At 44.9% G+C, this 17,747-nt stretch carries 18 protein-coding genes and 1 riboswitch; of the genes, 4 read left to right on the top strand and 14 right to left on the bottom strand.

The window, feature by feature from the left end; all coding sequences use genetic code 11:
* Positions 1 to 40 precede the first annotated feature (40 nt).
* On the bottom strand, positions 41 to 1,414 hold the full coding sequence (locus PUN32_RS04040; protein ID WP_274721891.1) for an alanine/glycine:cation symporter family protein: 1,374 nt from the start codon (positions 1,412 to 1,414) through the stop codon (positions 41 to 43).
* Positions 1,415 to 1,506: 92 nt separating this feature from the next.
* A riboswitch (glycine riboswitch) is annotated at positions 1,507 to 1,605 on the bottom strand.
* Positions 1,606 to 1,913: 308 nt separating this feature from the next.
* Between PUN32_RS04040 and PUN32_RS04035 the strand changes: the two genes are divergently transcribed.
* Both PUN32_RS04035 and PUN32_RS04030 read left to right on the top strand, forming a co-directional pair.
* Positions 1,914 to 2,072, top strand: coding sequence for a hypothetical protein (locus PUN32_RS04035; protein WP_274721890.1), 159 nt, complete (start codon positions 1,914 to 1,916; stop codon positions 2,070 to 2,072).
* A 16-nt stretch (positions 2,073 to 2,088) separates the two neighbouring features.
* Complete coding sequence (locus PUN32_RS04030; RefSeq protein WP_274721889.1) at positions 2,089 to 2,823, top strand: chromosome partitioning protein ParA; 735 nt, start codon at positions 2,089 to 2,091, stop codon at positions 2,821 to 2,823.
* Positions 2,824 to 2,928: 105 nt separating this feature from the next.
* On the opposite strand, the gene PUN32_RS04025 is transcribed toward PUN32_RS04030, so the two are convergent.
* The 5 genes from PUN32_RS04025 to potA form a co-directional block, all read right to left on the bottom strand.
* The gene (locus PUN32_RS04025; protein WP_274721888.1) at positions 2,929 to 3,966 is read right to left on the bottom strand and encodes an extracellular solute-binding protein; all 1,038 of its coding nucleotides are present in this window, start codon (positions 3,964 to 3,966) and stop codon (positions 2,929 to 2,931) included.
* Positions 3,967 to 4,078: 112 nt separating this feature from the next.
* The gene (locus PUN32_RS04020; RefSeq protein ID WP_166013031.1) at positions 4,079 to 5,110 is read right to left on the bottom strand and encodes an extracellular solute-binding protein; all 1,032 of its coding nucleotides are present in this window, start codon (positions 5,108 to 5,110) and stop codon (positions 4,079 to 4,081) included.
* Positions 5,111 to 5,206: 96 nt separating this feature from the next.
* Complete coding sequence (gene potC, locus PUN32_RS04015) at positions 5,207 to 5,974, bottom strand: spermidine/putrescine ABC transporter permease PotC (RefSeq protein ID WP_166013030.1); 768 nt, start codon at positions 5,972 to 5,974, stop codon at positions 5,207 to 5,209.
* Complete coding sequence (potB, locus tag PUN32_RS04010; RefSeq protein ID WP_274721887.1) at positions 5,974 to 6,831, bottom strand: spermidine/putrescine ABC transporter permease PotB; 858 nt, start codon at positions 6,829 to 6,831, stop codon at positions 5,974 to 5,976. Before potB ends, potC begins: the two co-directional genes overlap by 1 nt.
* On the bottom strand, positions 6,815 to 7,945 hold the full coding sequence (potA, locus tag PUN32_RS04005) for a spermidine/putrescine ABC transporter ATP-binding protein PotA (protein WP_319946302.1): 1,131 nt from the start codon (positions 7,943 to 7,945) through the stop codon (positions 6,815 to 6,817). The genes potB and potA overlap by 17 nt, the downstream gene beginning before the upstream one ends.
* Positions 7,946 to 8,269: 324 nt before the next feature.
* Between potA and PUN32_RS04000 the strand changes: the two genes are divergently transcribed.
* Positions 8,270 to 9,076, top strand: a complete 807-nt coding sequence (locus PUN32_RS04000) for a hypothetical protein (protein WP_274721886.1) — start codon at positions 8,270 to 8,272, stop codon at positions 9,074 to 9,076.
* Entirely contained in the window at positions 9,069 to 9,860 is a 792-nt protein-coding gene (locus PUN32_RS03995) for a glucosaminidase domain-containing protein (protein ID WP_274721885.1), read from the top strand. Before PUN32_RS04000 ends, PUN32_RS03995 begins: the two co-directional genes overlap by 8 nt.
* Positions 9,861 to 9,989: 129 nt before the next feature.
* Here PUN32_RS03995 and ttcA read toward each other — a convergent pair whose 3' ends face one another.
* From ttcA to ccoP, 8 genes are all read right to left on the bottom strand, one after another.
* Complete coding sequence (gene ttcA / locus PUN32_RS03990; RefSeq protein ID WP_274721884.1) at positions 9,990 to 10,922, bottom strand: tRNA 2-thiocytidine(32) synthetase TtcA; 933 nt, start codon at positions 10,920 to 10,922, stop codon at positions 9,990 to 9,992.
* A 135-nt stretch (positions 10,923 to 11,057) separates the two neighbouring features.
* Positions 11,058 to 12,005, bottom strand: a complete 948-nt coding sequence (uspE, locus tag PUN32_RS03985) for a universal stress protein UspE (RefSeq protein WP_166013024.1) — start codon at positions 12,003 to 12,005, stop codon at positions 11,058 to 11,060.
* A gap of 128 nt (positions 12,006 to 12,133) precedes the next feature.
* A complete protein-coding gene (locus tag PUN32_RS03980) occupies positions 12,134 to 12,886 on the bottom strand; it encodes an FNR family transcription factor (RefSeq protein WP_274721883.1) in 753 nt (250 codons plus the stop codon).
* A gap of 89 nt (positions 12,887 to 12,975) precedes the next feature.
* A complete protein-coding gene (locus tag PUN32_RS03975) occupies positions 12,976 to 13,650 on the bottom strand; it encodes a sulfite exporter TauE/SafE family protein (protein WP_274721882.1) in 675 nt (224 codons plus the stop codon).
* Positions 13,647 to 13,811, bottom strand: coding sequence for a cbb3-type cytochrome oxidase assembly protein CcoS (gene ccoS / locus PUN32_RS03970; protein WP_274721881.1), 165 nt, complete (start codon positions 13,809 to 13,811; stop codon positions 13,647 to 13,649). The genes PUN32_RS03975 and ccoS overlap by 4 nt, the downstream gene beginning before the upstream one ends.
* Before the next feature lie 3 nt (positions 13,812 to 13,814).
* Positions 13,815 to 16,205, bottom strand: a complete 2,391-nt coding sequence (locus PUN32_RS03965) for a heavy metal translocating P-type ATPase (protein ID WP_274721880.1) — start codon at positions 16,203 to 16,205, stop codon at positions 13,815 to 13,817.
* Positions 16,206 to 16,209: 4 nt separating this feature from the next.
* Positions 16,210 to 16,686 (bottom strand): FixH family protein, encoded by a 477-nt coding sequence (locus PUN32_RS03960; protein WP_274721879.1) that lies wholly within the window; start codon positions 16,684 to 16,686, stop codon positions 16,210 to 16,212.
* Positions 16,687 to 16,762: 76 nt separating this feature from the next.
* On the bottom strand, positions 16,763 to 17,743 hold the full coding sequence (gene ccoP, locus PUN32_RS03955; RefSeq protein ID WP_274721878.1) for a cytochrome-c oxidase, cbb3-type subunit III: 981 nt from the start codon (positions 17,741 to 17,743) through the stop codon (positions 16,763 to 16,765).
* Between the last annotated feature and the right edge of the window lie 4 nt (positions 17,744 to 17,747).

Below are 17,747 nucleotides of genomic sequence, written 5' to 3'. Positions count from 1 at the left end.
GATGGTGGTCGTTTTGTATTCATTTTATGATGTTAAAAGATTATTGAGTTTGCGTTTCTACTGTGGCGTATTGATAGCGGGCAAAATACTGCTTAGTTTCTTCCAGCACTACATGGCGCAGTGCAATCAAGCCGATCAAATTAGGGATCGCCATTAACCCATTGACAATGTCGGCGATAATCCAGATCAAATCGAGATGTAAAAATGCACCAGAGGCAATCAACGCAATAAATACCACTTTATAGGGTAATACCGCTTTGGTACCGAACAGAAACACCATGCAGCGTTCGCCGTAATAGTTCCAGCCGAGGATGGTGGTAAAGGCAAAGAACATCAAACCAATGGATACCAGCATCGGACCTAAGGTTTGGGCGTTTAATCCTTCTGCAAACGCATAGGTGGTCATCGCCGCGCCAGCTAGATCGCTTTGCCATGCTCCAGTCAGGATCAGGGCTAAACCAGTCATGGTACAAATAATAATGGTGTCAAAGAAGGTGCCGGTCATTGAGATCAGCCCTTGTTCCACACAAGAATCGGTTTTGGCAGCAGCAGCGGCCATTGGTGCGCTACCTAGCCCAGATTCGTTAGAGAACACGCCGCGCGCAATCCCTGATTGAATCGCTAGCATGATGCTCGCGCCTAAAAATCCGCCGGTTGCCGCGCTGGAAGTAAACGCAGAAACCACCACCAGTTCAAGAGCATCCATCAGTTTATCTGCATTGGTGATGATCACGCTCAGACAAGCGACAATGTAAAATAGCGCCATGGCGGGTACCACTTTACCTGCGACTTTCGCGATCGATTGAATACCGCCAATCGTCACAACGGCAACCAATAAGGTGAGTACCACTGCTGAAGCTTCACGCGGTACACCAAAAGAGATTTGGGTCGCATCTAAAATCGCATTAACTTGTGGGAAGGTACCAATACCAAAACAAGCCACGCCAACCGCAAAAATCGCAAACAGAATCGCCAGTGTGTTAGAGCCAACCCCATCACGCAGATAGTACATTGGGCCGCCGACCATTTGTCCTTTGTCATCCACTTGGCGATATTTTACTGCCAGTAGACACTCTGCATATTTAGTCGCCATACCGAATAGCGCTGCGAGCCACATCCAAAATAGAGCGCCAGGGCCACCGAGTTTGATCGCGGTAGCAACCCCGACAATATTGCCGGTACCAATGGTGGCTGAAAGGGCAGTACACAATGCGGCAAAGCTTGAGACATCACCTTGCTTATCGGAAGATTTGTCACCACCAAACACCATGGCTAACGCAGTGGGTAGGCGACGAAATTGCAGTAAGCCAAGACGGAAAGTGAAATAGACACCGGTACCGACCAATAAAATTAATAGTGGTGGTCCCCAAACTAAACTATCAACAGTTTGTAGAAATGATTGTAGGTTATTCATAAGTTCCCCTTAAAAAATAAACATAAGGAGAAGAGGGAAAGGATGCAAAAATGCACAGCAAAGCCCTAGCGGGCTTACTAAAAAGATTGGCCTTTCACTCCTCTGTCCTTTTGCCTGAGAGTTTCACTCTGCTATGCGCAGAGCTTGCTCCTTCGGCGACCGATTTAACGGTTCTCTCCAGAGGTTCCTCCAACTACAGTCCTCGCTTATTCTTGCCAATCAAATGGCGAAGAATAATGCACCTGAAAGATTTACTTCTTCGGTAGGTTGTTAGGTTTAGATGTTAAAATCTAGTTAACAACCACTCTCCTGCAGTCTTCAACGGAACAATCGTCTTACATAAAACGATTTGCGACAGGAATATTAGCGAAAACAAAATGTGATGTCATCAACAAAAGCAATCACTTGCTGTATTTTTATCCAACTCTATGGGTAATCAACTTTTCTCTGACGTTAAACTGGGTATAAGTGGTATAAGATAAGCGCGCTAGGAGGCGAGATGGTGAGATTAATAGCAATAGCCTTACTGATAACTTTAGCATTGGTACTGATCCGCTATCGTACTAATGAGAAATTACAGAAAGGGGTCGTAATGGTTAGTGTAATGATCTTGATTTTGTACACCACCTTCTTAGTGATTTCTGAATTGATTCGCTGATGTAAGAGGAGCGGGCGTGAATAAACACGATGAGTTTGACGACAACGACGAAGTTGTGGTGATCGAACGCAGAGATAAACAGAGTTATCTCTATATTGCCATTGCGGCGGTTTTGGGTATGGCAATAGGTGGTTTGATTGGTTCATCTATCACTACCAATCGTTGGGAAGCCTCCTATCAAGCACTACAGATGCAGTGGGAACAATTAAAGAGTGTTAATAGTGAAGTGGCGAAAGCGGCACAAGCCAGCGAGCAAAACCAAGCACAAGCGTGGCAGTTGCAAATGGATCAAGCGTTAGCGAAGCAAAAAGAGCAGTGGCAAGCGGAATTGGTGCAGCGTGATAAGTATGTGGCTGAATTGGAGAAACACAATCTCGATTTGGAGCAGCAGCTCGGTGAGCAAAAAATAGCATTGGAGCGTGCCAATACGCAAAATAATCAGCTTCATCGTCAAGCTGATATGCAAGCTACTGTGTTTGAACGTTCTCGAGAATTGTTTCAGCGTGAACTGAAAATCAAACAAGAATTGACGGGGTTGCAACAAGAGCGAGACTCACTGGCACCTAAAATTAAAGCCTTAAAAACAGAGTGTGATATTTACCTTGAAGGCAAATCTTGGGATGCCACATCAGACTCTTGTGACAAGCAAGATGAAGCCAATTCGCGGATTAGTCAAATTGACCAGATGATCCGTGTTCATCAAATGGATCTGGAGCAGATTAAATCCTTGTCCAGTGAGATTGGTTTGTAATCAAATCCCATCGTCAGTGAAATTTAAGAGGCAAGTACCAAGCCATATAAAGAAAGCCACTTCAGGTGGCTTTCTATTTTGAGCGTGAATATTTAACGAGGCGTGTTAATTATTGACCTTCAATTTTTGAAAGTATCGGTCATACAGCACACTGGCTTCTCCCACTTGATCTTGCCATTCGCCGTTATCGATAACCGATTGCGGTGGATAGATATTCGGATCATCGGCAAATTCGTTTGGTAACAGATCATAGGCGGTTTTAACTGGAGTTGGATAACCAATTTCTAAAGCAATTTTGGCCGCGTTTTCAGGGCGTAGCAGGAAATCAATCATCTTATGCGCCGCATCAATGTTGCGTGCTCCTGCTGGAATCGCTAGGCTATCCATCCAAAAAATGGTGCCTTTTTCTGGCCAAATGATCTCAATTGGCGCACCTTCTTGGCGCGCCATATAGGCTGAGCCATTCCATAACATACCTAACGATACTTCCCCAGCCAGAAACGGATTAGCGGGAAAATCAGAATTGAACACTAATACATTCGGCATCAGTTTTTTCAATTCATAATATGCCGCTTCAATCTCTTTAGGATTGGTGGTATTTGGTGAATAGCCTAACTTGCTTAGCGCAATATGAAAAACTTCACGGGAATCATCCATCAACATCAGTTGACCGACCCATTTAGCATCCCATAAATCACTCCAATTTTTGAGTGATTTTTTATCGAGCATATCGCTATTAATGCCGATCCCGGTGGCTCCCCAGATATAGGGAATCGAGTATTGGTTATTGGGATCAAACGGCTTGTTCAGATAATTGGTATCAAGATCTTGGAAGTGTGACAGTTTGGTATGGTCAATCGGCTGCAGCATGCCTTCTTGGCGCATCTTAGACACAAAATAGGTGGAAGGTACCACTAAGTCATAGCCTTTACCTTGCGTTTTAAGCTTGGCATACATGCTTTCATTGGACTCATAGGTGGCATAAATTACCTTGATACCCGTCTCTTTGGTGAACTCTTCTAAGATCCCGCTTGGGATATATTCAGACCAATTGTAGAAGTACAGCTCTTGGTCTTTAGCCATTGTATTGGAGGTGAACAAGGCTGCTGCGCATAACGCACTCGCAAACAGTTTATTTTTCATTACGTTCCCATGGTAAATAGAAAGAACCTAACTCGGCGTAGAATGGAGCAAGTATAACAAGATAAAAAAAGATAGGCAGCAAATGCTGCCTATCGGGTTCTCTTGTGCGGTGTTATTGACCGGCTTTCAGCTTCATGAAGTAATCTTCATATTTGACGGTCTTATCGCCGACGGCTGATTGCCATTCCACGCGATCCAAATCTTCTTGTGATGGGAAGAGTGGGGCGACATCTTGGAATTTGTCGTTAGATGCTTTAACGCCAGTGAGGTAGCCAGTGTCACGTGAAATTTGCTCAGCAATTTCAGGACGCAGCAGGAAATCGATCATTTTATGCGCTGCATTGACGTTTTTCGCGCCAGAAGAAATCGCAAAGTTGTCCACCCAACCAATGCCGCCTTCTTTCGGGAAGACTAGCTTGATCGGTAGACCTTCTTTTTGTGCAGCAGCAGCAGAGCCGTTCCACAGCATACCAAGACCGACTTCACCAGAAAGATAAGGTGCGGCTGGGTTATCAGAGTTGAACACCAACACATTTGGCATTAATTTGCGCAGTTCCGCATAGGCTTCATCAATCTGCTTATCGTCTGTCGAGTTACCAGAGTAACCCAGCTTACGCAGAGCAATGTGGAACACTTCACGCGTATCATCCATCAACATCAGTTGACCTTTTAGCTCTGGTTTCCAGAGGTCAGCCCAGCTTTGGAAGTCATTGGGATCATACATGTCGGTGTTAACCGCTAAGCCTGTGATCGCAACAACGTGTGGAATAGAGTAGTCGTTGTTTGGATCATAAGCTTTGTCTAGGTAATTAGGATCAAGTTGGTCAAAGTTGCTCAGCTTTGATTTGTCAATTGGTTGTAGCATACCTTCATCACGCATTTTGGCTACGAAGTAGGTCGATGGAACAACCAGATCATACCCTTGATTGTGCGTTTTGAGTTTTGCATACAAAGTTTCGTTTGACTCATAAGTTGAGTAGATAACTTTGATCCCCGTTTCCTTGGTGAATTGCTCTAAGATACCGCTATTGATATACGGACCCCAGTTCATAAACACCAGTTCCTTATCTTCCGCTGCCGCTGTGCCAGACAACAGAGAAAGCGCACATGCGCTACCCGCTAAAAAAGTAGCCAGTTTTTTCATCGACGTTAGCTCCAAACTAAACGTTGCCCTAATGGGCGTTACAAAGAAAAACAGAATGACTCCTATCATTCTGTTTCGCGTATATCCCAAAGGATATCAATTTTTTTCTCTTGCTAACAACTGCGAAAGGATAACAAGAGTCAATGACACGACTAACATGACGGTCGCCAGTGCGTTCACTTCTGGTGATATGCCAACTTTAACCATGGAATAAATCTTCAATGGTAGAATTTCATAGGTCGGCCCAGTCACAAACGAACTGATAATCACATCATCCAGCGATAGGGTAAAGCTGAGTAACCAGCCAGCCGCCACCGCAGGTTTTGCCAAAGGTAGAATGATCTTCTTAAGTATAACCCATTCTCCAGCACCGAGATCTTTGGCTGCTTCCAGCATTTTGACATCAAAACCGTTAAGTCGCGTATACACACTCACCACTACAAAAGGTAAACAGAAGGTGATGTGTGCAATCAACAGAGTAAGGAAACCCAGTTTGGCACCCATGACTAAGAACAACGCAAGCAGTGAAATCGCCATCACAATATCGGGTGACATCATCACTACAAACAGCATGCCACTGACGATTTTTTTACCTTTGAACTGGTAACGGAATAGAGCCACCGCAGTTAAACTACCAATCAAGGTTGCCGCCGTCGCAGAAAACACCGCAATATTGAGTGAGTGCCAAGCCGCTTGCATTAAGCTGTCGTTATTCATCAGCGCGTGATACCACTTGGTGGTAAAACCACCCCATTTGATACCAAACTTGTTGTCATTAAATGAGTTTGCAATCAACACAATGATTGGCAGGTACAAAAACAAGTACACTAAACTCATAAAGCTAAATCTAATTGAACGTCCCATTAGTCTAGCTCCACCTTCTTATTCAATAGTTTACCCGCCCGGTAGTAAGCATATAACATGATGGCCATGGCCAGTGTTAGAGCAATACTGGTGGCCGCACCAAATGGCCAGTCACGTGCATTGAGCACTTGGCTCTTGATCACGTTACCAATCAAGAGGTTTTTCGCACCACCTAATAAATCGGCAATGTAGAACATGCCAAGAGCAGGTAACAGAACCAATAAACAACCGCCGATAATGCCAGGCATAGTGAGAGGCAAAATCACGCGAATTAAGGTTTGCAATTTGTTGGCACCCAGATCGCGCGCCGCTTCAATATAAGTGCCATCTAATTTTTCGATAGCAGAGTAGAGCGGTAAGATCATAAATGGCAATAAAATGTAAACCAGACCAATCATTACCGCCGTTTCAGTAAACATAATGCGGATCGGCGAATCAATCAGTCCGAGCGACATTAAGGCTTGGTTGAGAATACCTTGTGTGCCGAGCACAATTTTTAAGCCGTATGTGCGGATCAGTGAGTTAGTCCAGAAAGGTACAATCACCAGAAACAGCATAAATGGTCGCCAGTTGGCGGGCATTTTGGCCACTATGTAGGCAAAAGGGTAACCAATCACAAGACAGATCAAGGTTGCCACAATCGCCATATAGAACGAGTGCAGCATGACTTTGCCGTATAGCGGATCAAGCAAGCGTGTATAGTTATCAAAAGTGAAAACAAATTTAATCAGATTTGCTTCATCACGGGTCAGAAAACTGGTACCAATGATCATTAGGTTAGGCGCTAGCACAAACAGCACTAGCCAACCAACAATTAAGGTAATGATCGCGTTTTGCAGATTAAGCTTTTTGCTCATTGAGGACCACCTCCCAGCTTTCAACCCAAGTGATGGCAACTTTCTGTCCGATAGAGTGATCAACATCAGGATCATCTTCGTTGAAAAATTCGCTGACCATAACACACATACCGGATTCCAGCTCGACGACCGATTCCAGAGTCATACCTTTGTAGGTACGATCCGTCACGTGACCGACAATACCTTTTTCTTCGGACTCTTTAATTTCTTCGATACGTAAGTCTTCAGGGCGGAGCAGCACTTGCAGCTTATCACCCGCTTTCACTTCATCTTGGTAATAAACAATCGACTCAACCCCTTCGATATCCACGCGAATGCGTTTTTCATCAATACGGTCTAATGTCGTTGCTTGGAATACGTTAATTTCGCCGATGAAGCGCGCCACAAACAAGTTTTTAGGGTCTTCGTAGATTTCACGTGGTGAACCATCTTGTTCAATTTTGCCGGCACGCATAACAATAATGCGGTCTGACATTGACAGAGCTTCTTCTTGATCGTGAGTCACGAAAATAAAGGTGATGCCTAATTGGCGTTGCAGTTGCTTCAGTTCACTCTGCATCTGTTTACGCAGTTTGTAATCCAAAGCCGAAAGCGATTCGTCGAGTAGCAGCACTTTAGGCTTGTTGACCACCGCACGTGCAATAGCAATACGTTGTTGTTGGCCGCCAGAGAGCTGATGCGGTTTACGCTGAGCCATTTCGGCCAGGCGCACCATGCGTAAAGCCTCCATTACACGTGGCTCGATCTCGCTGTTTGGAACTTTTTGCATGCGCAGGCCAAACGCCACATTTTCAAATACGGTCATGTGCGGGAACAAGGCATAGCTTTGGAAGACCGTATTGACGTGTCGTTGTTCAGCAGGAACTTGAGTAACGTCTTGATCATCGAGCAGGATCTGACCTTGATCTGCCGTTTCAAAACCAGCAATCATTCTTAACACTGTCGTTTTACCACAGCCCGATGGACCGAGAATAGTTAAGAATTCGCCATGATTCACATCAAGATTTAGGTTACCAATGATTTCCTTACCATCGAAACTTTTGCTAATGCCAGATAAACGAATGACTGGCTTTCCTACTGAATGTTGTTCGTTCAACGTCTGTATTTCTCCCACCTTGGTCCGTAGACGATTCTACTTGTTAGACCTGTAGTTAAACAAAAATAAGGGGCGCATCATAAACACCAAGAGCACGATTTCAAAGTGTTTTTCTTACCTTGAAACCGAAAAGTTTTTGCCAGTTTCCACTCACGTTGGCTAGCCTACTGATTTTACTTAACTCTCAATGCTATCAATTGCTTAATTATCAATCATATCGACTAGAATGCAAGACGATATTGGTAATCTGATTTTAGCCTGAGCTTGATTTCAGTATAATGAATTCAATTTTTATGTTGAAGCGTGACGTTATTCGCGCCTTCGACCCAACTAGGGCATTTTATGAATAACGATAGGGAACAAGAGTTTAATCTTGGCGGTTCGATAGACAGAGCGCTATCGGGAAGTTATGAGTTAAAAGTGGGTGATGTACTCAAAGAAGCATGGGGCATGACGCTTAAACACTTTATTAACTTCACGCCCGCCATTTTTTTACTGCTGATCTTGCAGTTGGCTATCTTTTATTTTGCATTTAAATGGCAGATTGGTGATCTCTCGGTGTTGTTGTCGATCTTTGAACAAGGTGGCACTGTACCTAGCGGACTGATCCAAGCGGTATTTATTGCCAACTTTAGTTATGAGGTGATCAGCGCACCAATTTACGCTGGGATCTGCCTTATGGCAATGAGTCACGCGGCCGGATTAAGTACGCACACTCGTCATATCAGCAAGGGCTTGCAATTTACCGTACCAGTCATTTTGGCGACCTTGTTCAGTTTATTGTTACAAGCTGTGGCTGGAATGCTGTTACCCTTTGTTTCGATGTATTTATCGATCGCATTTAGTAATTCGCTACTACTGATCTGCGATAAAAAAGTGCCACCGATGCAGTCGTTACTGCTATCACTGCGCTCCGTGAATAAGAAAATTTTCCCGTTAATTGCGATTTACTCAATCTTGATGCTGCTGTTTATGCTGGCTGTTTTTCTATACGGAATTGGTTTAGTGCTATTTTTGCCGTTCTTTTTCCATGTTAAAGGGATCATTTATCGCAATATATTCGGCATTCGTTTAAAAATTATTGCTACTGGTCAATCTCAGCCGGGTCCACAAGCTAGCCAATCGCAATCCGGAGTTTTTGATGCGTAATATATTGATTTCTTTATTTATTGTTTTAATTGCAGTATTTGGTGTTTATCACTTTGAAAAGTACACTCAGCCACAAAAATTACCACCGTTAAAAGGTGAAGCTATCGGGGTCGCGCCGGATTTTTCTTTAATTGATGATATTCCGCAACGCAAAGAGGCGCTGTTTGGTTATTTAAAACCCGGGGTGCTATACGAGAACTCGCGGATCTTACAACAGCGGGCAATTTTGAAACGGATACAAAAAGAGTTTTCGGCAGGGCAAGTTTCATCTGAGCATTTAAAGCAAGCCCAGCACTTAGCCAAAACTTATTGGGTTGAACTGCCAGAGGGCAAGATTGATCAAGCATGGCTACATGAGATGTTATTACGGGTTGATGTGATCCCCGAGGCTCTGGTATTAACACAGGCTGCTAATGAATCGGCGTGGGGCACGTCAAGATTTGCTCGTGAGGCGAATAACTATTTTGGACAGTGGTGCTATCGTCCGGGGTGTGGGGTGATTCCTTTAGCCCGTTCCTCTGGCTCAACGCATGAAGTGGCGAAATTTGATTCGGTGCAAGACTCAATTCGAGGTTACTTTATGAATGTTAACCGTCATAAAGCCTATCAAGAGTTACGAGAAATTCGTTTACGACTGCGCCAGCAAAAAATCAATCCTATCACTGATCAAAGTGCGTATGCGATGAGTTATGGCCTGCTGAAATACTCAGAACGTAGAGAAGCTTATGTGCAAGATTTACAAGCTATGATGTCATCCAATCAACAGTATTTTAGTGTGAATTAGAGATGCCAGCTTTACGTGAATTACCTTCTCTGCCAGAGGCAAGAATAAACCGATAGGCTTCAATCTAAAATAATTTAGGCTGCCAATTTGGCAGCCTGAATGATTGAAAGTATTTAACGATGAGTTGTTTTACAGATTGGTCACATCCAATTGCAGGGCAGGGTCAAACTCAGTCACAATATCTTCATCATCAATTGATACTGGGGCAATTTCTTCTTTATCAAAGCCAATATCACCGCCATTGATCACGCCAGAATCTTTGGTGATTGACTTAAAATCAAACAATTCGAAATCGGCCAGATGGCTAGGAACCACATTTTGCATCGCTCGAAACATGGTTTCGATACGGCCCGGGAAACGTTTATCCCAATCATTGAGCATCTGCTTGATCACTTGGCGTTGTAGATTCGGCTGTGAGCCGCACAGGTTACAAGGAATGATCGGGTAGCTGCGCATCTCCGAGTATTTAATGATGTCTTTCTCACGGCAATAAGCGAGAGGGCGGATCACCACATGTTCACCATTATCGGAAACTAATTTCGGTGGCATACCTTTCATTTTGCCGCCGTAGAACATGTTCAAGAACAAGGTTTCCAAAATATCATCGCGGTGATGACCAAGGGCAATTTTGGTCGCACCTAACTCTTTGGCGGTACGGTATAAAATACCACGGCGCAAGCGTGAACAAAGGGCACAGGTGGTTTTTCCCTCTGGCACTTTGTCCTGCACGATGGAGTAAGTATCTTCTTCAACGATTTTATATTCGATACCTAAACTGGCTAAATATTCTGGCAGAATATGACCAGGAAAACCCGGCTGCTTTTGGTCAAGATTCACCGCCACCAGTTCAAACGAGATTGGCGCGCTTTTTTGTAAGCTCATCAAAATTTCCAGCATGGTAAAGCTGTCTTTACCTCCGGACAGACACACCATAATCCGATCGCCATCTTCAATCATGTTAAAGTCTGCAATCGCTTGACCGGTATTGCGACGAATACGCTTTTGCAATTTATTAAAATTGTATTGTTGAGCTTTGGTGAACTCTGGAGTTTGCGCTGTCATGGCTTGCTATCTTAAATCTCAGAACAAAAAATGAAGTGCGTATAATACGGATAAATAGGCTAGATACTAGTTCAATCACCATTAACCGCTAAAAAATCCCAGCCATTGTGGCTGGGATATAAGACTTTGCGAAATTTAGATGGCAGTTTGTGGATCAAGAGGGCTGACATAGCCATGAGGCTTTAGTGCAAGCACATCACAATTGATTTTATCGATCACCTGCTCAGCGGTATTACCGATAAATACCGCAGAAAGACCGGTTCGCCCCGTGGTACCTAAGATCACCATGGCGGCATTGAGCTGCTTCGCGGCATCTGGGATCACATCTTCCGGTAACCCTTGCTGAACCAGAGTCTGTTCTTCACTGAGTCCATGTTTTTGACGCAGAGCTTTCATCGCGGTGAGATGATAACCACGCACGGTATCGGTATAAGTTGCAGGATCAAATTCAGGCAGCTCAATAGTGATGTTCACCGGAGTCACTGGATAAGCGTTAACCAGATAAGGCGTCGCACCGAGCGTTTGACTAAGGTTGAGCAGTTGCTTAACCATCCGATCATTCAAATCAATATGGGTATCGATTTCAGATCCGACATGGACTGATGCAATAATACTGGCATTTTCTGGCCAGTCGGCATTTTTGACTAGTAGCACCGGCGTTGGACATTTTCGCATTAAATGCCAGTCGGTGGGGGTAAAAATGACTGACTCAAGCATGTCATGTTTACGGGTCGCTTTGATCAGAATATCGTGTTCACCGGCAAAAACTTCACCAATAATCGCTTCATAAGGACGATTGTGCCATACCACTTTAATTTCAAACTGAACGGATGGATCGAGATAGGGCTCAGCAATCGAACGCATCCAATGTTCCCGCTGCTGAATGACACCTCTGCGCATGGCATCCCGCTCTTCTAGAGATAGCATCGACGTCATGTCGTAAGAAAAATCGTAAATCGATAGGAAGAAAGTGATGTGGCTGGTTGAGGTGGATTTTTGTGCCAACTGCATTGCCCGAGCTAAAGCGGGTTGCTCATCGTGGTTGATGTCGGCCACTACAAGAATTTTACTGTAAATACTCATAAGAAACTCCTTGTCCAGTGAGGAGGTTTGTTCACTTAACTTTAGCGTAGTTATGAGCAGAGTTTTAGTCAGTACGTCACTATTTCCAAGAAGTATGATGTAGCTCATCAAGAGCTACATCATTGATGTTACTTAGTTTCTTTAGAAACACCGGCTAATTCCATCAATTCTGCATGATTGAGAATAGTGATGTATTTGCCTTTAACGCTAAGGATTTCTGATTTTTGGAAGCGACCTAACAAACGGCTGATCGTTTCAACCGTCAAACCTAGATAGTTACCAATATCGCCACGGGTCATCGTGAGGCGAAACTCTCTTGGGCTAAAACCCCGCTGAGAAAAACGAGTAGAAAGGTTGTATAAAAATGCCGCCAAACGCTCTTCGGCATTTTTCTTGGAGAGCAGCAGGATCATTTCCTGATCGCCTTTAATTTCACTACTCATTAAGCGCATGATTTGTTGGCGTAGTTTCGGCATTTTACCGGAAAGATCATCTAATATTTCGTAAGGAATTTCACAAACCATTGAGGTTTCTAACGCTTGAGCAAAGCTAGGGTGTCGATCTTCGGTAATCGCATCAAAACCGACTAAATCACCGGCTAAGTGGAAAGCAGTGATCTGTTCATCGCCTTGTTCGGTGATGGTGTAACTTTTTATTGTTCCAGAACGAATCGCGTAAAGTGATCTCAGTTCATCACCTGCTTTAAATAGCTCCTGACCTTTCTGAATGGGTTTTTTGCGCTCGATGATCTGGTCAAGTTGGTCAAGCTCAGACTCATTCAAGGTAAAAGGGATACACAGCTGGCTAATACTGCAATCTTGGCAGTGAATCGCGCAACCACCCGATTGGATGCGCTTTGCAGCAGGCTTTTCAGAAATCATAACAACCTTTCACTAATTGATGTACGTCAATATTTTATCATTGCTTAACTCTAAAGGGTAGTCTAAATACATCGGCGATAGTGAAAGGATTAACTCTGGATGAGTAGCAGTATTATGGCGTTATAGGCGGTGTAGATGCCATAGAGAATGAGCATTAATGCCGCGCACTGGCGAAATAACTGGTTGTTTTGCCAATGAGTTATTCGGGTTATGCCCCAGCCACTGGCAAGCATGGCTGGCAGCGTACCGAAACCAAAAGCCAACATAATTAGTGCGCCTTGTGAGAAGCTTCCCGCGACAGCTGACCAAGTTAACATGGAGTAAACTAAGCCGCATGGTAGCCAGCCCCAAATGAAGCCAAAAGGTAAAGCGTGCCATGGCTGTTTAAGTGGCAATAGTACTTTGGCGTAAGGAGCAATCCATGACCATAATTGTTGCCCAAGTTTTTCTAGCCAGAGCAAACCAAACCACCAGCGTCCCACGTATAAACCTAAGGTGATCATTAAGATGGCGGCGATGATTCTGAGCCAAATCAAACTGGTTTGAAGATTGATCAGCGAGCTAAATGTGGCCACCGTGCCGCCGATTAGGCCTCCGAACAGAGCATAGCTGAGTAAACGGCCAAAATTATACCATAGTAGAATCATTGCTGAAGGACGGGGTTGATTGAGTGTCAAAAGAGCACTGATCCCACCACACATTCCAAGACAATGACCAGCGCCAAGTAAGCCGATAACCCAAGCGCCTAAGAGATCCAGATTCACTGTTGCTCCTTATTAGTGCTGTTATCATCTTCAAATAAAATGTTATGCCCTTGACGTTCGAGATCTTCAAATTGTTGATGATTAACGGCCCAGATAAAAATGGCTACCGCGATGCAAACCAGCCCGATCGCAATCGGGATCAGTAAATATAAGCTTTCCATCGGCTAGTTCCCTTTTTGATTCAGCAAACGCAGTGAATTGGCCACCACAATCATCGAGCTGGCCGACATTCCAATTACCGCAATATAGGGCGCAATGAGCCCAGTGATGGCGAGCGGTAAAATGATGGCGTTATAGCCTAATGACCATGCTAAGTTTTCACGAATAATATTGCGCGTTTTGATGGCTAGCGCTCTGGCTGCCAGTAACTTATCTAAACGATCACCCATCAGAATCATATCCGCCGAGGCTTTGGCGATGTCGGTTCCGCCGCCCATGGCTACTGAAAGATGAGCTCCGGCTAGTGTTGGGGCATCATTGATCCCATCACCAACCATCATCGTTACGCCGGTTTTATTCAATTGTTGTAGATAGGCTAATTTTGCTTCTGGTTTGGCTTGCGCAATGATGGTATCGATATGTAGCTGATTAGCCACAGTTTGCGCGTTGGTTAGCGAGTCTCCGGTCAATAAGGTAATGCTGATACCAGCTTGATGAAATTTTTCAATCAACGGTTTGGCTTGTTGGCGGATCGGATCTTGATAATGAAACGTCGCGATATGTTGGCCATCGAAAGATAACCATATACCGTTAACTGCACTATTAGATGGTGGTGAATTAGCGGGTATGGAGCCTAATGCAAACTCAGCGCTGCCGATTTTGAGCGTTTTGTTCTGATAAATCGCTTCAATACCGCTACCGATAATGTTGTGTACCTCAGTGAGTGCAACATGATTGGTTTTATAGCGGGCAAAAGCTTTGGCTATGGGGTGGTTGGCGTAACTCTCTAATTCGGCGGCGAGTGCCAGACATTGTTGTTGGGTAAAGGTGTGCCAAGTCTCGATACGATCAATCTCTATATGACCATGGGTTAGGGTTCCGGTTTTATCGATGACCAGTTGATTGACTTGACACAGTGTTTCGAAAACGTGACTTTTACGCAGCATGATCCCCATGGTACTGAGGCTCGATGTGGCACAGGTTAAGGCGGTGGGCGTTGCGAGGGAAAGAGCACAAGGGCAGGTGACAACTAACACGGATAGCATGATCCAAAAAGCATCATCAGGTTGTACGTAGTGCCAATACAGCCAAGTTGCGGCGGCAATAATAAGAATTATCGCCACGAAATAGCGGGCGACAATATCGGCAAGTTCAGCGATTTTCGGTTTGGAGGATTGAGCGCTATCTTGTAGCATCACAATCTGTGATATCACTGAATCGGCTTTGCTTGCCGTGACGCGTAAATCAAACGATTCATCACCATTTAAGGTGCCAGCAAAAACGCCATCACCGGGATGCTTGATGACTGGAATCGATTCACCTGTCAACATTGATTCGTCAATATATACTCGCTGATTCATGATCTCGCCATCGGCCGGAATGTGCTGACCAGGTAGAACTCGCACCGTGTCACCGGGTTTGAGCATTTTAACCGCCACTTGTTTTCCATCCAGTGTAGTTGCTAGTGCTGGGATCAGTTTGAGTAGATTACCACTGGCTGCCGCAGCTTTGCGCCTAGCGCGCATTTCTAAAAATCGGCCGACTAATAAGAAGAAAGTAAACATCGAGATTGATTCAAAAAAAACCTCGCCTTGCTGAGCCACGGTGGCAACCAAGCTTGCTACATAAGCAAAAATCAGCGCCAGAGATACTGGAACATCCATACCTAATGTTTTGCCGCGTAAACTGCGCCAAGCATTGATATAAAAGGGTTGAGCTGAATAGAGTAAAACTGGTGTGGCAAAAATCAAACTGACCCAGCGAAAGTAGTGTTTAAACTCAGCGTCAAGATCACCAAACGTCTCTAAATAGAGGGCGACGGCCAACATCATCACTTGCATACTCGCCAATCCTGCAATACCAAGCCGATACAGATAGGCTTGCATGGCATTATGGTAGTTTGCTTCATGCTGATCGGCTTCAAAAGGGGCAGCTTGGTAGCCTAATTGATGGATTTGAGCTAAAACCTGACTGAGCTGGGTTTGGTGGCGATCCCAACTGAGCAGTGCTCGATTAGTGGTCGTGTTGACCCTGATTGCCAGCACCCCCGGTTGCGCTTGGATCTGTTTTTCAATTAACCAAGCACAGGCAGCACAAGAGATTCCATCGAGTGACAATGTCACCTCGGCGCAGTTTTGTTGATCACGAACAAACTCTACTTGCACATCGGGATCATCGTAGTGAAGCAAAGCCTCCAGTTGTTCGGGTACCAGGGCGACTTTTTCCGCTGTGGCCGTGCGAAACTGGTAGTAAGCCACTAAACCATGATCAACAATGGTTTGTGCTACGCTTTGGCAACCTGGGCAGCACATGTTGCGATTTTCACCTAAAATTTTAACGTGAAAATCGGTGTTAGTTGGAACGCTCTCACCGCAGTGGTAACAGTTAATATTCATAGTGTTAGTTCATCAAGGGGGTTGATGATGCAGGAAAGGTCACGCGGCCTTGGATCAGCCATTGCTGATCATGAGGAGTCAGCTCAATAAACCACGGGCCTTGCAGTTCGGTATCCAATTTTAGACGATAAACACCCTTGGCATCGGCAGTCAGCAGCTTAGAAAAGTCTCGCTCAGCGAGGGTGCGATGAGCAAATAACGCTTGCAGGGCCGGAAAATAGCTAAGCTGGCCTTTATCAAGCTGGATGATTACTTCTGTTCCTTGTGAGTAAACCGTGGCCTGTAGCTGCAACGCTTGGGCTACCTTGACTTTACTAAGATCGAGATTAATGGCTTTGCCTTTTTTGTAGTAATCCTCCGTTACTAACGACACCGGATGATGAGCAAAAATCATCACCGTGACCAGCGTCCAAATCACCACGCTAAGAGGCAGAATAATTAAGAACCAAGGCCAAAATTGTTTATACCAAGCTGTAACCATAAGCAAATTCTCTACGATGAAAACATACTAAGACACATCAGTAATCGCCAGCAAACCAAGGGAAATCATTCCCATCTTATTGATTATCGGGATTGCTTAGGCTCCACACATAAGCGGCAACAAGCTGAATTTTATCTTCACCGAGGATGTCATTCCACGCAGGCATCACACCGGAACGTCCATACATAACCGTGGCGGTCACATCGGCCCGAGCATCGCCATATAGCCAATCATTATCGGTGAGATTCGGTGCACCAAAGGCAGGATTACCTTTACCGTCCGCTCCATGGCAAGCTGCACAGACCACAAAGCGTACTTTACCTGCAGCGGCTTCCTTCGCATTTACCGAGCGCCCGGATAAACTCAGTGCATAACTCACCACCTCTTGCACACCTTGTTCACCCAAAATATCCAGCCAAGCGGGCATCTGTCCAACTCGGCCATGGCGAATCGTGGTAATAATGGCTTGCGGCTCACCACCATACAGCCAAGCTTGATCGGTCAGATTAGGAAAGCCAATTTGGCCTCGGGCATCAGAACCATGGCATTGCGAACAGTTTTGCAAAAACAAACGTTGGCCGACTTTGAGTGCTTCACTGTCCGCCGCGATAGCAGGCAGCTCACGCAGGTTATTTGTATCATCTTGATAAGCTAACCGCTTGAAAGCTTGACCATAGTAAGCTTTCGCATCGCCCATCTCTTTGGAATATTGCACTAACTGCCGATTTTGTTGGGCGCTAGCGATGGAAGCTCGCGAATCTTCAACTGAACGCACAGTTTGATCAGAACTTTGCCAGCCAAGCATACCTTGAAAACTGCCTAAGCCGGGGTAGAGGGCAAGATAAATTGCCGCGAAAATGAACGTGGCGATAAACAGATAAACCCACCATTTGGGCAGCGGATTGTTTAGCTCACGGATCCCATCGTATTCATGCCCCATATCAACGCCTTCTTTCACCCCCGTGTTGTCCTTGAGGCACCAGATAAGCAGAGCTGCGCAACCGAGCAAAGTGCCAATCGTGATCAGGATGATCCACAGGCTCCAGAATGTCGTCATGCCG

This window comes from Vibrio chanodichtyis (genome assembly GCF_028863985.1).
GTDB classification, from domain to species: Bacteria; Pseudomonadota; Gammaproteobacteria; order Enterobacterales; family Vibrionaceae; genus Vibrio; species Vibrio chanodichtyis.
The sequence above is the reverse complement of the archived record's forward strand: the minus strand, read 5'-3'. Positions and strand labels throughout refer to the sequence as shown.

Bases quoted from the DNA above. Each gene is read 5' to 3' on its own strand.
- PUN32_RS03995 (WP_274721885.1), top strand. From the start codon at position 9,069: ATGCGTAATATATTGATTTCTTTATTTATTGTTTTAATTGCAGTATTT.
- PUN32_RS04025 (WP_274721888.1), bottom strand. From the start codon at position 3,966: ATGAAAAATAAACTGTTTGCGAGTGCGTTATGCGCAGCAGCCTTGTTC.
- potB (WP_274721887.1), bottom strand. From the start codon at position 6,831: ATGAGCAAAAAGCTTAATCTGCAAAACGCGATCATTACCTTAATTGTT.
- potC (WP_166013030.1), bottom strand. From the start codon at position 5,974: ATGGGACGTTCAATTAGATTTAGCTTTATGAGTTTAGTGTACTTGTTT.
- ccoP (WP_274721878.1), bottom strand. From the start codon at position 17,743: ATGACGACATTCTGGAGCCTGTGGATCATCCTGATCACGATTGGCACT.
- ccoS (WP_274721881.1), bottom strand. From the start codon at position 13,811: ATGGAAAGCTTATATTTACTGATCCCGATTGCGATCGGGCTGGTTTGC.
- PUN32_RS04020 (WP_166013031.1), bottom strand. From the start codon at position 5,110: ATGAAAAAACTGGCTACTTTTTTAGCGGGTAGCGCATGTGCGCTTTCT.
- PUN32_RS04035 (WP_274721890.1), top strand. From the start codon at position 1,914: ATGGTGAGATTAATAGCAATAGCCTTACTGATAACTTTAGCATTGGTA.
- PUN32_RS03960 (WP_274721879.1), bottom strand. From the start codon at position 16,686: ATGGTTACAGCTTGGTATAAACAATTTTGGCCTTGGTTCTTAATTATT.
- PUN32_RS04000 (WP_274721886.1), top strand. From the start codon at position 8,270: ATGAATAACGATAGGGAACAAGAGTTTAATCTTGGCGGTTCGATAGAC.
- ttcA (WP_274721884.1), bottom strand. From the start codon at position 10,922: ATGACAGCGCAAACTCCAGAGTTCACCAAAGCTCAACAATACAATTTT.
- PUN32_RS04040 (WP_274721891.1), bottom strand. From the start codon at position 1,414: ATGAATAACCTACAATCATTTCTACAAACTGTTGATAGTTTAGTTTGG.
- uspE (WP_166013024.1), bottom strand. From the start codon at position 12,005: ATGAGTATTTACAGTAAAATTCTTGTAGTGGCCGACATCAACCACGAT.
- PUN32_RS03965 (WP_274721880.1), bottom strand. From the start codon at position 16,205: ATGAATATTAACTGTTACCACTGCGGTGAGAGCGTTCCAACTAACACC.
- PUN32_RS03980 (WP_274721883.1), bottom strand. From the start codon at position 12,886: ATGATTTCTGAAAAGCCTGCTGCAAAGCGCATCCAATCGGGTGGTTGC.